The organism is Micromonospora sediminimaris (assembly GCF_016863575.1).
GTDB lineage: Bacteria > Actinomycetota > Actinomycetes > Mycobacteriales > Micromonosporaceae > Micromonospora > Micromonospora sediminimaris.
Window position 1 is genome coordinate 103192 of sequence record NZ_BOPD01000027.1, and the last position, 14323, is coordinate 117514.

Genomic DNA, 14323 nt, shown 5'->3' on the forward strand with positions numbered 1-14323 from the left:
TCAGCGCTATCACTGTCCACGCTATTCGCGCGCCAAAGCCGTTGCGCCGAGCGGGGCGATCGGCCCCAGATCGGCTCCACTTCGGGTTCTACACCAGCAGAGTCTCCCGCATCCGCGCGCCCAGGTTGATGCCGCCGACCACCCGAGGACCGGTTGGATCGTGGACGTCGAGGGTGTTGTTGCGGCGCATCGCCTCGCGTACCGGCGGCGGTAGGCGTGGCGGGTCGTCGATGGCGGCGAGAACCTGCCCGGCGGTCGAGATCAGGCGGTCGGCCAGCGCTGCGGCGTCGGTGTCCACCCGCACCTGGCCGTACTCGCAGCCGATGATGGTGAGATCGAGCACCTCGAACACGCGGGCCAGGAACAGATCCGGGTCGGTCACCTGGCCGAGCCGGGGCGCGCGGCTTCCGACCACTGAGACGGCGGCGCTCACCTGCACGTACGGGTGAAGCCTGCCCGGCAGCGCGAACAGTGGCCACCGCAGTGCCGGCCCGGCCTCCTTCCACAGCGGTCGGTAGCTCCGGCGGTGCACCAGGAGTCGCCGGCCCGTACGCCGGTGCACGTCGTGGGCTTGGGCCTGCAGGTCCGCGTGAGCCTCGTCGGCGACCTCGCTGACGATCCGGGCCGCCACGACCAGGCCGTCGTCGTCGTTCAGTATCCGCGTGATCGCTTCGACCTGCTCGGAGAACCGGGCCGGCGAGCCGACGCCGTACCGGTGCCGGACATCCCGTAGCAGTGCCTGCTGCCGCCCTGGATCGAGCTGGACCCGCTTGCTACCCAGCAACTGCCGGAGCCAACGCATCTCGCCTCGTTTCAGCCGCTGGAACGCAGCAATGCTAGTGCGCCGGATGCCCCTCGTACCGCATGGGGTGCCGAGTAATTCCTAACCTTGCGCGCGGAGAACGGGTGCAGATGGCGAGGCGACCGGCACTGAACCGGCTGCTGACGAAGCCAACCGTCCGCCTGCCGCCGCCGGTCGCCCGCTCCGGGAGGGGACGCGGTCGCGGACGACTGGGATCATGGGCCGATGATGCATTCGTTCCATCTCGCGCTGCTTCCGCCGGCCTTGACCTTGCGCACCCTGCGTCGCAGGCCCCGGGCGGCTGGGCTGCGGCACGCCGAATGCCTCGCGCTCATGCGACTCGGCTCCCCGGCGTTGTCGGTGGAACGGATGCAGTTGCGACGCCTGGCGATGTTCGCCGAATGGGACGACGAATCGGCGTTGGATCGGTTCCTCGCAGACGACGATCTAGGGCGGCGGCTCGACGGCGGATGGCATGTGCGACTGCAGTACCTGCGGCGTTACGGCGAGGTGGCCGCCCTCGCCGGCCTGCCGGTGCAGGCGGGCCGATGGGATCCGGAGGAGCCGATCGTGGCCGTCACCCTCGCCCGGCTCAAGCTTCCCGAACTACCCCGGTTCCTGAAGTGGGGGCGGCCGGTCGAACGCTTGGTCGCCCGCCACCCCGGCACCACGTTCGCCACCGCAGCGGTACGCCCGCCCCACACGTTCTCCACCTTCACGATCTGGCGCAGCGTCCGCGAGATGACCGACATGGTGTACGGCCGCAGCGCTGTCCCACAGGCACATACACATACCGTCGCCATGGCTGAACAGCATCGCCGGGACTTCCACCACGAATCCGCGTTCATGCGGTTCCGCCCGTTGTCGGAACATGGAACCTGGGAGGGGCGCAGCCTTCTCCCTGACGTTGGCGCGTGAGGCGCCTGCGAACCTGGTTTGGGTACTCCGCGAGCGAGTGTGAGGAGTGTGGCGGCAGGCCGCCGGTCAATGACCTACCGGCTCGGGTCTGCGGCTGAGCCCTTGCTTCTTGACATGCTCGATCAGCGCTACGAGGACCTCTTTGGATGACTGTCGCTCTCGCGCGTCGCACAACATGACAGGCACGTCCGGGTCGAGGTCCAAGGCCAGTCGCACCTCGTCAAGGCTGTACTGGCGGGCATTCTCGAAGCAGTTGACGGCCACGATGAATGGCAGCCTCGTCCGCTCGAAGTAGTCGACGGACGGAAAGCAGTCGGCGAGCCGCCGGGTGTCTGCCAGGACCACGGCGCCCAGGGCGCCGATCGTGAGTTCGTCCCAGACGAACCAGAAGCGGTCTTGGCCTGGGGTGCCGAACAGGTAGAGAACGAGTTCCTCGCTGATGGTGATCCGGCCGAAGTCCATCGCCACGGTCGTTGTCGATTTCGTCTCGACGCCGGAGATGTCATCGACACCCACGCCCTGCTCGGAGAGAACCTCCTCAGTGCGTAGGGGCTTGGTTTCGCTGACGGATCCCACGAGGGTGGTCTTGCCTACGCCGAAGCCACCCGCTATGAGGATTTTGATGGCGGTGGGAAGGGTCACTTGGCCCGTCCGCTCAGAGTTGACGTAGTCCATTGATGAGCGCCTCGAATACGCTGTCGTCGGGAAGGGTGGCGGCTTGACGAGGATCGTTGACCTGGACAAATCCCTGCGCGATCAGTCCGTCCAGCAGCACTCGAACGGTGCCAAGAGGCAGGCTGAGATGCGCGGCCACTTCTGCGAGTGCGAGCGGTCGTTGACAGAGGTGAATGATCCGCGCCTGTTCTGGTGCAATCCCCACCTCGGATGGCGGGGCCGATCGCGTCGAAAGGACCAGAGCGACCACATTGAAGCTGTTGGCTGGCTTGGCTCGTCCGCCCGTAACGGCGTATGGCCGGACCACCGGCCCGGCTTCGTCATCTAACCAGACTGGTTCTTCGTCGGGCATCGTCATGGCGGCCCCTAGTTGTTGGTGTGCTGGCTCGGCCGGGTCGGAGAGGCGAGGAACTTGCCGGCTCGCGCAACGACCATTGCCATCTCGTACGCGACAAGTCCGACGTCGGTGTCTTCGGCCGCAAGGACGGCCAGGCATGCGTTGCTTCCGGCCGCGGTAACGAACAGGAACGACGACTTCATCTCGATGATGGTCTGTTGCACGGGTCCGCCGCCGAACCGCTTGCTGGCACCCTTCGCGAGGCTCTGGATGCCCGATGCCATCGCGGCCAGATGTTCCGCGTCGTCTCGGCTGAGCTGGGCGGAGGAAGCCATGAGCAGTCCGTCAGCGGAGAGCACGATGGCATGCTCAGCCTGCTTGACGCGCCCGACCAGGTCGTCGAGCAGCCAGGCCAAATCGCCCGTGGAATTCTGCTGCACTTGCCCGTTCCTCTTTCTTACCGGTCGGTTTCGGCCGCGGACGTGTTGTCGGCGGCGTTGCGTTGCTCGTCTTCGTCGGCGTCGACGAGACGTGCGGCGTCATCGCGCCCTCGGCGGGTGCCGGATTGGTACGAGGCCATCATCCGGCGAATGTCGTCGGGGGATCGCCCCGCCTCGTCGTCCTCCGGTGGCTGTGGTTGGCCTGGTGACGAGTCGCGTAGTTGGCGCGCGATGTTGGCCTGACGGACTCTCATCGGCAGGCCGTGCTCAGTGTGCTCGGTGTGCTCGGCAGCAGGTTCGGGCCGCTGCCGTACGCTGGGCGCGCTCTTGACCGGTCCTTCGGTGACGGTCGCGGCGGCGTCAGCGGCGGCACGCAGCGGGCGCACTGCGGGCAGTTCCATCGTTTCGCCGTGCACGGGTGTGGGCTCCGCGACGGCGACAGAGGCAGGCCGGGGGGTGGGGACGCGCTGGGCGTCGCTGGCGCCAACCGCGTCTCGGGACGTACCGACCGTCGGCGAGGAGGCCGCGCCGATCGGGTCGGCGGTCGTGACCAGGTCCTTGGGGAGGAGCACGACTGCCGTCGTCCCGCCGTACGGTGACGGCTTCAACCGCACTGCGAGGTGGTGTTTCGCGGCCAGCCGGCTGACGACGAACAGCCCCAGTTTCTTGGCGTCGGCGAGGTTGAATTCGGCGGCGGTGGCGAGGTCGGCGTTGGCGGCGGCCAGATCGTCCTCGGCCATGCCGAGACCTCTGTCCTCGATCTCGATGGCGAAGCCGTTGGCTACGAGCTGTCCACGCACCTCGACAGGGGTGCTCTTCGGCGAGAAGGTCAGGGCGTTCTCGATCAGCTCGGCGAGCAGATGGATGATGTCACCGGCGGCCCGGCCGGCGAGCGCGACCGACCCGAATGGCATCACCTTCACCCGCGTGTAGTCCTCCACCTCCTGCACGGCGGCGCGGGCGACGTCGACCATGGGCACGTTGCGGCGCCAGCCACGGCCGGGCGTCGCGCCCGAGAGAACGATGAGGTTCTCGGCGTTGCGCCGCATCCGGGTGGCGAGGTGGTCGACGCGGAAGAGGTCTTCGAGTTCGTCGGCGTCCTCCTGACGACGCTCCATCTCGTCGAGGAGGGTCACCTGGCGGTGGACGAGGGCCTGGGTGCGCCGGGCCAGGTTCAGGAACACGTCGCGTACGTTGCGGCGTAGTTCCGCCTGCTCGACGGCCGTACGGACAGCCGTCTCCTGAACGGCGTTGAAGGCCTGGCCGACCTGCCCGATCTCGTCAGCGCCGAAGTCGAGCGGCGGTGCCTCGGCGGCGACGTCCACCTTCTCGCCGCGCTGAAGGCGTTCCACCACCGCGGGGAGTCGTTCGTCGGCGAGTTGATGGGCCGCGTCACGGAGTCGCTGCAGTTGAGCTACGAGAGCACGTGCGGTGGTGATGGAGACAACGATCGACGCGATGACTGCCAGCAGACCCAGGCCGGCGGCGAGGACCAGCCGGACGATCACCCCGACCGCGACAGGCACCGCGCGCTGCACCAGATTGTCACCGCTGCCGAGAACCATCTCCTGCAGATGGGTCAACGCCGCGGGTGCGACCTCGTTCCATTCCTCGGCGGTAACGTCCGGACGGGCCGATCCTCGAGTGCTGATCACCCGGTCCTCGAGCTGACGCAGGCTCCGGAACGCATCTCCGTTGAGGACTTGGTTGAAGGCGGCCTGGTCGGAGTCGTTCAGCTGGGTGCGATCCGCGACGAAGCGTTGCGCGATGACCAGCTCAGTGAACCGGACCTGTTCACCAGCGGTGATCCGTTCGGCGGCGAGAGCGCCGGTGAGCAAGGCGTCCTCCTGCGAGATGATCTCGCGGAGACGGTACAGCTCGATCAAATTCTGGGTGTCCTGCTGGATTTCGGGATCATCGAGCGTGCCGACGACATCGTAGACGGCGAACATCGACTCGACGAGGTTGCTGTAGGTGCCGATGGTGCTTGCCCGGTCGACTGACCGATCGTCGATTGACTCGCGGACTTCCGGCAGTCGATCGAGCTGGGCGATCGCCTCATTCACGCGTTGTTCGGCGTCGCTACTGCTGGCCATACGGGCTAGCCAGCTACGCGCGGTGGACTTGAAGGCGGTGGCGTTCTTGTCGACCGCCAGACGGGCGGCGTCGAGTGCGTTCTTCCGGTCGGCACTGGGACCACCGAGGTAGACGACGGCTAGGCGTCGTTCAACCTGGAGGTCCAGCAGCAGCGGCTCACTCGGGGAGACGATCTGACTGTCGATCGCTTGGACGCCAAGGAGGTCCACACCGTCTCGGAGGGTAACCCAGGCGGCGAATGCCCAGAGAGCGACGAGTGAGGCGAGGAGCGCGATGACCTTGGTGCGCAGATTGGCGCTGCGAGACCGCATTGAACCGTCCGATGCCGAGCAGAGGAACTTGTCGGCAGAGGCATGCCGACCAAGCCGCCGGTGTAGGCAGACCGACGCACGCTAGCAGTTATCTGACTATTGACTCAAGACCGTCACTAAGTGTCACGTCCACAAGGGACTCGTGTGTCCTGAGGCGAATGCTGTCAGTCGTGACCGCCGAACATCTACGCGCATTCGGACAGGTAGGTCAGCAGCCTCCCGGCACTGTGCTGGGCTGCCAGAACTGTGGCGCGGACGATCAAGGTGGGTTGGTACAGATCCTTGTCATGCCACAGCGCCGGTCCCGTTGTGCCCTCGTGTTGACACAGGTAGGCGTGCCCGCGACCAACCGCGTCAATTACCTTGGGTGTCCGGGTGCCGCTGGCCAGCAAGATGTGCAACGCGTAAGCCGTTTCCTCTGCGGTAGCACTCCAGGTGCCCCAGCCGCCGTCGGTGCGTTGGGCGGCAAGTGTCCACTCGACCGCGCGATCCAGCGGTTGCGCCACTGTCGTCGGCTCCCCGAACTCTGCCAACGCCTGCACGCAGCAGGAAGTCGCGTAGTAGTGCGAGGCGTGCCACCTGTCGGCCCAGCTCCCCTGGAGTTCCTGACGATCCAGCAGGGCCGCCACCAGCCGTCGCACAGCAGCGCGATGGCGCGGCTGCGCGCCCGGCTGCTCCGCCAGTCGCTGGCCCAAAGCGTCGAGCACGTGGGCGTTGGTCGTGGTGCTGAAACCGTCCTCACCTGGCCACGTGGCGAAACCCTCGGGTGTCTCGTAAGGCCACAGACAGTCGGTTGACGCCGAGACGCCGAGGTGGCCGAGAGCGGCCAGAGTCACGGCGGTGGTGTCAGCGTCGGCCGGCAGCCCAGGACCGGTCGGCGTTCCGGTCGCCCCCAGGTCGGCGGTCAGGCTGTCCACCAGCCCCTGGAATCCGGTCAGGTCGATGCCGGCGCGAGCCAGGATGGTGGTCACCCAGGCTCGTTCGAAGACAGTGATCGGGGCTGCGCACGGCACGGGACCGCCGTAGCGATCGACGGCGCCTTCCAGATATGCCAACGCCCCGTGGCCGCCGGGGCGGTCGGGCCTGCCGAGCCACGCGGCGGTGGCCGCCGGCGAGGCACCCACCGTGCCCGAGGCGTTTGGTACGACGCCGCCCGCGGCGGGGGCGAGGTCGGCCACGACCTCCAACGCGTGCAGCAGCTTGTCGGGGATAGGTGCGCCAGTGGCCACCAGGTGACGTACGGCGGTGAGTCGCTGTCGGGTCACGCCACGTGGTAGGCCGAGCGGGGTGGAGCGCTGCCACCGTTCCAGAGCGGCTGGCGGCGGCATGGCCGGGCGGTGAATGTGGTCGTTGATGCGATCAGCGAGTGCGGGGACGATCATGTCGAGGGCCGGGGTGTCGGGTAACGGACCACCGTCGTTCACGAGCCCGGTCAGGGTGACCAGAGCCCGGTCGACGGCGTGAACCAGACGCGCCCGGTCCGCCGGTGGATCGGCGTGCAGGACCGTCAGTAGTGCCTCTGTCGCGCTCAGGGTGGGGACGAGACTGTAACCCCCCGGGGGCCCCCAGCCGCCGTCGGCCCGCTGGGTGTCGAGCAGGTAGCGCACCCGGTCGCTGTGTCCGATCAGCCACGGGGCGAGGCTCACCAGCCGGGCGGTCTCGTACGGTGACGGGGATGTGCGGCCAGCTGGATCGCGCATCATCTCCGCGACGAGGTCGCGGACCTGCCCGCGTACGGCGGCGGTCTTGCTGGTCGGTCTCCGCCCGCTGATGGTTGTCACCGGGATGCCCAGAAGTCGGTCCCGTGGTAGAAGCCGGCCGTGAAGCCGAGCACACGCCGCAGGTAGGTCACCTGCTGCGGGCTGACCTCGGCCAGCGGGTCGAGCAGTTTGTGGCACCGGTCGGCCAGGTCGATCGCCTGCTGGCGCACCTCGTGTTCGCCGACGCCCAACATCAGGATGTTCAGATCGCCGGCCTTGACGTCCCGGTTGTAGCTGGCCAGGTCGTTGACCAGCCGGAGAACCTTCTCCACCTCGTAGCTGGCGGTGACCAGCGCCGTCAAGTGCTCCTCGGTTTCTACCGCGCTCGTGGCGATCCAATGGGAGATGTTGACCCAGGTGGCGCCGTAGCCGGCGGCGTTGGCCAGGTAGTCACCGGCAGACGGCAGCTCGGCCATCTTGTTGTTTCGGTCTGTTCTCCACTGCCACTCCCGTAGCTCGGCGTCGAGCATGCGACGCAACTCGTCCTGCCACAGGTGACCCAGGCGTGAGAACAGCGGCGTAGCTGCCAGATCCTCGCGGATGTCCGCCAGGAACTGCGTGAGTTGGTCGCCGTCGGCCGGCGCGGAACCCGCCGCTACGGCGATACAGGCGGTGGCGGTGGCAGTGGCTTCTTCCAGGGAGCCGATCTCCGAGTCGATCCGCCAATCCTCTGCCGTCACCCACAGCGATGCGCGGTTCGCGGTACGCAGTTCGGCGGCGGTGCACCACGGGGCGATGAAAGCGGTGGACAGTGCCAGCGCGCTCAGCATGGCGGCATCGACGGGAGGATCGGGAAAGAGAGCGGGATACATGGCGACCCGGTCCTGCAGGTCGCGTTGCCCTCGCACGGCCACGGAACAGATCCGTCCCTGTTCGGCGCTCTGCTCAAGCGTGGCGGCCAGGGTGTCCGAGGGCATCAGTGGCTCCTGCTGGCGACGGAGTGCTCGCGACGCGACAGGGTCAGCTCGACTCGCCGTCGGGGGCGCAGTGAGGCGGCGACCCGTGGTGCGGGCACTGTGGGATCAGTCAGTGTGAAGCGGAACCTACTGATCAAGGTCGCCACGATCAACAGGGCCTCCACGTTGAACAGGTGTTCCCCGAGGCATCTGTGCATGCCGAGCCCGAACGGGTAGTAGGCATGGCGGTGAGGTGTGTCCGCGTCGGCGCGGCCGGGTGCGAAGCGCTCCGGATCGAAGGATTCGGCGGTGGAACCCCAGTAGGTCTTCATCCGCTGGGTGGCGTACGGGGAGAGGATGACGGTCGCGCCCTGCTCAATCCGCACTCCGCCCAGCACGTCGGCAGCCAATGCGCGCCGGGGGACGATCCAACCCGCCGGGTACAACCGAAGGAGTTCGCTGAGCACCATCTGGGTGTAGGTGAGCTGAGGCAGGTGCTCCGCCCGCACCGGCCCAGCACCGACAACCTGATCGACCTCTGCGTAGAGCCGGTCGGCGACGTCGGCGTGGTTGGCGAGGACCGGCCAGAGCCATGTCAACACGACGTAGCTCGTCTCCGTGGTGACCGCCACCATCGACACCAGGTCGTCGCGCATCTGCCGTTCGGACAACGGCTGGCCGTCACGTTGAGCACGTGCCAGCGTCGACAACACGTCGTCGCCGTCGCCGGGTTGACGCACCGCAGCGCGGAGGACCGGCAGCAGGATTCCGTCGATGGTCTGCACGGATCGGCGGAAGCGACGGTCGCCCGGCATCGGAATCCACCACGGTGCGAAGGGGGCCAGCAGACGTGGTGCCATGGAGGTGACGATGTCCTCCTGCGCCGCCATGATGCGCAGCGCGTCGTCGACCGAGACCCTGGAGTCGAAGAAGACCCGCATGATGGCGGCGCAGACGAGGCGGGACAACTCTGCGCCGATGTCGACGACGCTGCCCGCTGCCGCCGCCGTGTCCAGCCCATCGGTCGTCTCGTCGATGGCCTCAGCCATCGTGTCGACAAGCGCGTCGATGCGGCCGCGCCGGAAAAGTGGGGCCAGTGTCCTACGTGATGCCAGCCAGGTGTCGCCCTCGGCGAGGATGCCGTCGCCGACCAGTTTGCGGACCGAGCGCCAGAGCGCGGTGTCATCACCTCGGGGATAGTTGGCAGCCCGGTCCTGCAACACCTGCCGTACATGGTCGGGATGGGTCACGAGGTACGGACTGGAGACGCCGAGCCCGAGACGTACGACCTCACCGCCGGCGGCCTCACCGGCGTCCACCAGGGACTGATGTGCGTCACGGAGGAAGCTGGGCAGCGCCTTCCAGGCCGGCACAGACATGGGTCTGCCGGCGGCTCCTGCCTTCGGTGCCCCCATCGCGGACCCCTTCCTGTGGCTGGCCTCGAAGTTGCCGAGCGCGCAACTTCCAGGACTTAATGCAGCCTCAGTGTGCAATTTGTGAAGGCAGTCTCGCAATGGGTGACCAGCTTTGTCACTCGGCCTTGCGCCACCACCGCCGGTCTGCAGGTCGCTGCCGCGACTCGGGTCCTGCCGCTCCCACCGGCAGCAACCGTGCTCATCTGCCCTTGGGGCTGTGGCGGGCGTACTTGTTGCGGAACTTCTCGACTCGGCCGGCGGTGTCGAGCAGGCGCTGCCTGCCGGTCCAGAAGGGATGGCTGGCCGAGGAGATCTGGACGTCGATGACGGGGTAGGTGTTGCCGTCGGTCCATTCGATGGTCTGGTCGCTGGTGGCGGTGGAGCGGGTGAGGAAGGCGAAGTCGGCGTCCTTGTCGCGGTAGACGACGGGCCGGTATTCGGGGTGGATGCCGGGCTTCATGCGGGTCGTGCTCCTTCGGTGTCGGTCAGTTCCGCCGTTCCGAGGGGGAAGCAGCCGGTGAACGGGTCGGGGTAGGTGCGCCAGGTCTGTTCGCCGTCGGCGAGTTCGGCGTCGGTGAGCAGGCAGCCGGAGAGGGTGCGGTGCAGCTCGGCGGGGTCGGTGTCGAGGCCGATGAAGACCAGGTGCTGGTGGCGGTCGCCGTAGTAGGGGTCCCAGTCGAGGGCGGCGGCGAGGCGGCGCTGGACCTCGACGTGTTCCCAGTGGTCATCGGGCAGGCTGACCAGCCAGTGCCCGAGGGAGCCCATGGCCAGGCCGCCGCCGGCGAAATCCCAGGCGATGACCGTGTCGGGTTGGCTGGCCAGCCAGAGGTGGCCCCGAGACCGGATCATCTCGGCGTTGACGTCTTCGAGGACGTCGTGCAGGCGCTGGGGGTGGAATGGGCGACGGGCCCGGAAGACGGCGGAGACGACTCCGCAGTCGGATTCCGGCTCGTGCGCGCCGAGGGTGTAGCCCTGCAGACCACGGGCGAGGACCCCGGGAGTCTCCGGCCGGTGTCGGTGGGTGTGGCGCAGTTGTCGGGTCAGCGTGTCGGCGTCGACGAGGTCGCCGTCGACGCGGATGTGGGTCGCCCAGGGCGCCATCCGGTGCAGGAGAACCGCCAGCCGGCTGGTGTCGAACGCCCCCTCGCGGGACTGTCCCCAGAGGACGAGGGTGTCGGCGTACTCGATCTGCCGGACGATGACGTCGGCGAGCGCGCGGTGGTCGTCGTCGGCGGCCTGAATGCCGAGCGTGGCGAGGTCGTCGGTGCTGGCCAGGCCGTCGAGCAGGTGCTCGGCGTCGAGGACGGTGACGTAGGAGTCGACGCGCAGCAGGTTGGTGATCGGTACCCCGTCGACGAGGCAGTGGGCGCAGGCGGCGGCGACAGCCTCGGGTTCGACCACCTCGGGCAGCATCAGCACCTGGTCCCGGCCGGGGTGGCTGCGGCTGAGCCGGACGAGGGTTGGTAGCACGTCCTCGCGGAGTGTGCACGAGACACAGCCGTGTCGCAGGGCGACCTGCTCGTCCTCGATGATGCCGCCGCCGGTGCGGACCACCCTGCGGACGACGCCGTCGCGGATGCCGGTGAGGTCGTGCCGTACCAGCAGCAGCGAGGTGTCGGCGGCGAGCAGCGTACGGGCGACGGCGAAGGTCGCCGCTGGCCAGAACCCGGACAACACGGTCAGCGACGGACGGGTGTCGGCGTCCGATGTCACCGCACGGGTCGGGGCCTGTGGTGACGACGACATGGGATTCCTCTCGACTTAACTGAAAACGATTGTCATTCTATACACATGCTAACTCCGGAAGTGAACAGGGCGGTGTCGAGGTCGGGTTGACCTGACGGGAGTGCGACCTGCTGTGGTGTCTGGTCGACCCCGGCACGGAGCCGGCTGATCGGCTGATGCGATACTGAAAACCGTTGTCGTTATCGTGGCACCTGACCTAGGAGCGATCACTGTGTCCAGACGTTGCGACGTCACCGGCGCGGAGCCGAGCTTCGGCAACGCCGTGTCCCACTCCCACCGGCGCACTCGCCGCCGGTGGAACCCGAACCTGCAGAACCACCGTTACTGGCTGCCGTCGCAGCGGCGGTGGGTCAGCCTCACCCTGACGGCGAAGGCGTTGAAGACCGTGGACCGTAAGGGCATCGAGAAGGTCGTCGCCGAGCTGCGTAGCCGGGGAGTGAAGCTCTGATGGCCCGCCAGACAGATGTCCGGCCGATCGTGCGGCTGCGCAGCACCGCCGGTACCGGCTATACGTACGTCACCCGCAAGAACCGCCGCAACGACCCCGACCGTCTGACCCTGCGCAAGTACGACCCGATCGTGCGCCGGCACGTCGAGTTCCGCGAGGCCCGCTGATGGCCCGCAAGAGCCTGGTCAACCGCCAGGCCCGGCGCGAGGAACTGGTCGCTCGGCACGCCGAGGCGCGGGCGGAGCTCAAGCGGGCGGTCGCCCACCCGGACACCGACCCGGACGTACGCGCCGAGGCGGTCCGCCGGCTCGACCGGCTGCCGCGCGACTCCAGCCCGGTGCGACTGCGCGTACGCGATCAGATCGACGGCCGCCCACGTGGCGTGTTGACCCGGTTCGGACTGTCCCGGGTCAGGTTCCGCGAACTGGCCCTGCGTGGCGAGCTGCCCGGGGTCCGCAAAGCGTCCTGGTGATCTCACGGACGCCGGGGCGCCTCGGGTCGTAGCGCGGCCGTGGTCCGAGACCCGTGCAAAGGAGTCGGTCGCGCGCAGACACGCCCTCACACTCTGGGAATGCCCGCGATCCCGCGCTTGCGGTGACCGACGGGCACTGTGACGTCAGCGGGTGGCGGCGGTCGGTACGACATTGCTCTGCCGGGTGTCGCCGTCGCGCAGGTAGGTCACTGACACGGGCTGGCCGGGTTCGGCCGACCGCAACGCGCCGATGAACGCCTCCAGCGTGTCGGTGCGCTCATCGGCCATCTGGATGACGATGTCGTCCGGGCGCAGCGGCCGTGGGGTGCTGGGCGGCAACCGTCATCCATTCGTCGTGTTGCCCGCCGCGCGATACTGGCTCAACTACGCCGAACCCCGGGCGACCCCACCGGCACCCGTCGTCCCAAGCGGCATGGTGCACCGCCGCCACTACCCGTGTCCGGCGGACGGAGGTCCCAGCGCCGTCCGACCTAGCGACGAAGGAGTACCGATGAAGGCACGGCAAGCACTCCTCGCCTTGATGATGGTCGGCGTGCTGACGCTGGCCGGCTGCGCGAACGACAGCGGTGATCAGGCGGCCTCGTCGCGAAGCTCGTCCGACGGGTCCACAGACGTGGGAACCGACAGCTACGACTTCACCGTCCCGACGCTCGACGGCGGCAACTTCGACGGCCGCAGCCTGGCCGGCAAGCCGGCGCTGCTGTGGTTCTGGGCCCCGTGGTGCCCCACCTGCCTGGGGCAGGCCAAGCCGGTCACCGATCTCGCGACCAGGTACCAGGGCAGAGTTGCCGTGGTCGGGGTGGCTGGCCTGGACAAGGTCCCGGCGATGCACGACTTCGTGCGGATGGCCAAGATCTCCGGCTTTCCGCAACTGGCCGACGAACAGGGCATGGTCTGGAAGCGGTTCAAGATGACCGAGCAGAGCACCTTCGTGGTCCTTGACAGCCAAGGAACGATCGTGTCCCGCGGCCGTGTCGATGTCGGCAAGCTGCCCGAACTGCTCGATCCGCTGCTGGTGGGTTGAGATGCTGGACGCACCGCTGGGCTTGGCGGTCGCCGCCGGGATGCTCGCCGCGGTCAATCCGTGCGGGTTCGCGCTGCTGCCGGCGTACCTGTCGCTGCTGGTCGCGGGCGAAGCGGAGACCGACCGTGGGGCAGCCGTCGCCCGGGCCCTGGCCGCCACCGCCGCGATGACCGTCGGTTTCGTCGCCGTCTTCGGCCTGTTCGGTCTCGTCCTCTCTCCCGTAGCCGGCTCGGTGCAGAGGCACCTTCCCTGGGTGACCGTCGTTCTGGGTGTGCTGCTGCTCGCATCGGGTGGTTGGCTGCTGGCCGGCCGGCAACTGCCGGGACTGCGGCTGGCGGTCTGGCGCGCCCCAACCGTGCGCCGGTCACTGCCGTCCATGGTGGTGTTCGGCGCCGTCTACGCGGCGGCATCGCTGTCATGCACGATCGGCCCGTTCCTGGCCATCGTCGTGAGCAGCTTCCGCGCCGGCTCGATCGTCGCCGGGGTCGGGCTGTTCTGTGCGTACGCGGCCGGCATGGGCCTGACCGTCGCGGTGGCCGCTCTCGCTGTGGCCCTCGCCCGCGACGGCCTGCTCCGTCGGATCCGCCGCGCCGCACCACTGCTGTCCCGCCTTGGTGGCGCGCTGCTCGTGGTCGCCGGTGCCTACGTGGCCTGGTACGGCTGGTTCGAGATCCGGATTCTGCGCGATGTCACGACCGACGACCCGATCATCGCCGCTGCCGGCGCGGCGCAACGCTGGTTGGCCACTGAACTCGACCGCACCGGGGCCACGACTCTCACGGTGATCCTGGCCGCCCTCCCGGCCGGCGCGGCGATCGGCTGGTGGCGCCAACGACGACGGCAGAACCACCCGACCCGGCAGCCCGCGGGGACGAGCACGGCGGAGCGACCGGACTGAGCAGTCCGCTCTCGCTCTGACGTGGCCGGGCGGGCTCGGCGTGCTGCCGGGCCCGCCCGATCA

General features: G+C 68.2%; 17 protein-coding genes. 6 read left to right on the top strand and 11 right to left on the bottom strand.

Features of this window, described 5'->3' with window-relative positions; all coding sequences use genetic code 11:
• Positions 1-88: 88 nt before the first annotated feature.
• Positions 89-802: a hypothetical protein gene (locus Vse01_RS21605; RefSeq protein ID WP_093410713.1), complete on the bottom strand. Its 714-nt coding sequence runs from the start codon at positions 800-802 to the stop codon at positions 89-91.
• A 225-nt stretch (positions 803-1027) separates the two neighbouring features.
• Here Vse01_RS21605 and Vse01_RS21610 point away from each other — a divergent pair, with 225 nt between their 5' ends.
• Positions 1028-1720, top strand: a complete 693-nt coding sequence (locus Vse01_RS21610) for a hypothetical protein (protein WP_093410711.1) — start codon at positions 1028-1030, stop codon at positions 1718-1720.
• Between the two features lie 66 nt (positions 1721-1786).
• On the opposite strand, the gene Vse01_RS21615 is transcribed toward Vse01_RS21610, so the two are convergent.
• From Vse01_RS21615 to Vse01_RS21655, 9 genes are all read right to left on the bottom strand, one after another.
• Positions 1787-2395: a GTP-binding protein gene (locus Vse01_RS21615; protein WP_093410709.1), complete on the bottom strand. Its 609-nt coding sequence runs from the start codon at positions 2393-2395 to the stop codon at positions 1787-1789.
• Positions 2376-2753 (bottom strand): DUF742 domain-containing protein, encoded by a 378-nt coding sequence (locus Vse01_RS21620; RefSeq protein WP_093410706.1) that lies wholly within the window; start codon positions 2751-2753, stop codon positions 2376-2378. The genes Vse01_RS21615 and Vse01_RS21620 overlap by 20 nt, the downstream gene beginning before the upstream one ends.
• Positions 2754-2761: 8 nt before the next feature.
• On the bottom strand, positions 2762-3172 hold the full coding sequence (locus tag Vse01_RS21625; RefSeq protein ID WP_093410703.1) for a roadblock/LC7 domain-containing protein: 411 nt from the start codon (positions 3170-3172) through the stop codon (positions 2762-2764).
• 17 nt (positions 3173-3189) lie between these two features.
• Complete coding sequence (locus Vse01_RS21630) at positions 3190-5580, bottom strand: sensor histidine kinase (protein ID WP_093410701.1); 2391 nt, start codon at positions 5578-5580, stop codon at positions 3190-3192.
• A gap of 185 nt (positions 5581-5765) precedes the next feature.
• Complete coding sequence (locus Vse01_RS21635) at positions 5766-7361, bottom strand: prenyltransferase/squalene oxidase repeat-containing protein (protein ID WP_232511455.1); 1596 nt, start codon at positions 7359-7361, stop codon at positions 5766-5768.
• The gene (locus Vse01_RS21640; protein WP_093410698.1) at positions 7358-8257 is read right to left on the bottom strand and encodes a terpene synthase family protein; all 900 of its coding nucleotides are present in this window, start codon (positions 8255-8257) and stop codon (positions 7358-7360) included. Before Vse01_RS21640 ends, Vse01_RS21635 begins: the two co-directional genes overlap by 4 nt.
• Positions 8257-9609: a cytochrome P450 gene (locus Vse01_RS21645; protein WP_093410888.1), complete on the bottom strand. Its 1353-nt coding sequence runs from the start codon at positions 9607-9609 to the stop codon at positions 8257-8259. Before Vse01_RS21645 ends, Vse01_RS21640 begins: the two co-directional genes overlap by 1 nt.
• 241 nt (positions 9610-9850) lie before the next feature.
• A complete protein-coding gene (locus Vse01_RS21650) occupies positions 9851-10111 on the bottom strand; it encodes a type B 50S ribosomal protein L31 (protein ID WP_093410695.1) in 261 nt (86 codons plus the stop codon).
• Positions 10108-11397, bottom strand: coding sequence for a CobW family GTP-binding protein (locus Vse01_RS21655; protein ID WP_093410692.1), 1290 nt, complete (start codon positions 11395-11397; stop codon positions 10108-10110). The genes Vse01_RS21650 and Vse01_RS21655 overlap by 4 nt, the downstream gene beginning before the upstream one ends.
• Positions 11398-11608: 211 nt before the next feature.
• Between Vse01_RS21655 and rpmB the strand changes: the two genes are divergently transcribed.
• Genes rpmB through rpsN form a run of 3 tightly spaced genes read left to right on the top strand, consistent with a single transcriptional unit; the run spans position 11609 to position 12317 of the window.
• Positions 11609-11845, top strand: coding sequence for a 50S ribosomal protein L28 (gene rpmB, locus Vse01_RS21660; protein WP_093410688.1), 237 nt, complete (start codon positions 11609-11611; stop codon positions 11843-11845).
• On the top strand, positions 11845-12012 hold the full coding sequence (gene rpmG / locus Vse01_RS21665; protein ID WP_093410686.1) for a 50S ribosomal protein L33: 168 nt from the start codon (positions 11845-11847) through the stop codon (positions 12010-12012). Before rpmB ends, rpmG begins: the two co-directional genes overlap by 1 nt.
• Positions 12012-12317 (top strand): 30S ribosomal protein S14, encoded by a 306-nt coding sequence (gene rpsN / locus Vse01_RS21670; protein WP_093410684.1) that lies wholly within the window; start codon positions 12012-12014, stop codon positions 12315-12317. The genes rpmG and rpsN overlap by 1 nt, the downstream gene beginning before the upstream one ends.
• 144 nt (positions 12318-12461) lie before the next feature.
• On the opposite strand, the gene Vse01_RS21675 is transcribed toward rpsN, so the two are convergent.
• Positions 12462-12656 (bottom strand): PDZ domain-containing protein, encoded by a 195-nt coding sequence (locus Vse01_RS21675; protein WP_232511454.1) that lies wholly within the window; start codon positions 12654-12656, stop codon positions 12462-12464.
• A 172-nt stretch (positions 12657-12828) separates the two neighbouring features.
• Here Vse01_RS21675 and Vse01_RS21680 point away from each other — a divergent pair, with 172 nt between their 5' ends.
• Positions 12829-13362: a TlpA family protein disulfide reductase gene (locus Vse01_RS21680; RefSeq protein ID WP_170863622.1), complete on the top strand. Its 534-nt coding sequence runs from the start codon at positions 12829-12831 to the stop codon at positions 13360-13362.
• Position 13363: 1 nt separating this feature from the next.
• A complete protein-coding gene (locus tag Vse01_RS21685; RefSeq protein WP_093410679.1) occupies positions 13364-14260 on the top strand; it encodes a cytochrome c biogenesis CcdA family protein in 897 nt (298 codons plus the stop codon).
• Positions 14261-14323 lie beyond the last annotated feature (63 nt).

Bases quoted from the DNA above. Each gene is read 5' to 3' on its own strand.
- Vse01_RS21605 (WP_093410713.1), bottom strand. From the start codon at position 802: ATGCGTTGGCTCCGGCAGTTGCTGGGTAGCAAGCGGGTCCAGCTCGAT.
- Vse01_RS21610 (WP_093410711.1), top strand. From the start codon at position 1,028: ATGATGCATTCGTTCCATCTCGCGCTGCTTCCGCCGGCCTTGACCTTG.
- Vse01_RS21615 (WP_093410709.1), bottom strand. From the start codon at position 2,395: ATGGACTACGTCAACTCTGAGCGGACGGGCCAAGTGACCCTTCCCACC.
- Vse01_RS21620 (WP_093410706.1), bottom strand. From the start codon at position 2,753: ATGACGATGCCCGACGAAGAACCAGTCTGGTTAGATGACGAAGCCGGG.
- Vse01_RS21630 (WP_093410701.1), bottom strand. From the start codon at position 5,580: ATGCGGTCTCGCAGCGCCAATCTGCGCACCAAGGTCATCGCGCTCCTC.
- Vse01_RS21640 (WP_093410698.1), bottom strand. From the start codon at position 8,257: ATGCCCTCGGACACCCTGGCCGCCACGCTTGAGCAGAGCGCCGAACAG.
- Vse01_RS21650 (WP_093410695.1), bottom strand. From the start codon at position 10,111: ATGAAGCCCGGCATCCACCCCGAATACCGGCCCGTCGTCTACCGCGAC.
- Vse01_RS21655 (WP_093410692.1), bottom strand. From the start codon at position 11,397: ATGTCGTCGTCACCACAGGCCCCGACCCGTGCGGTGACATCGGACGCC.
- rpmG (WP_093410686.1), top strand. From the start codon at position 11,845: ATGGCCCGCCAGACAGATGTCCGGCCGATCGTGCGGCTGCGCAGCACC.
- rpsN (WP_093410684.1), top strand. From the start codon at position 12,012: ATGGCCCGCAAGAGCCTGGTCAACCGCCAGGCCCGGCGCGAGGAACTG.
- Vse01_RS21680 (WP_170863622.1), top strand. From the start codon at position 12,829: ATGAAGGCACGGCAAGCACTCCTCGCCTTGATGATGGTCGGCGTGCTG.
- Vse01_RS21685 (WP_093410679.1), top strand. From the start codon at position 13,364: ATGCTGGACGCACCGCTGGGCTTGGCGGTCGCCGCCGGGATGCTCGCC.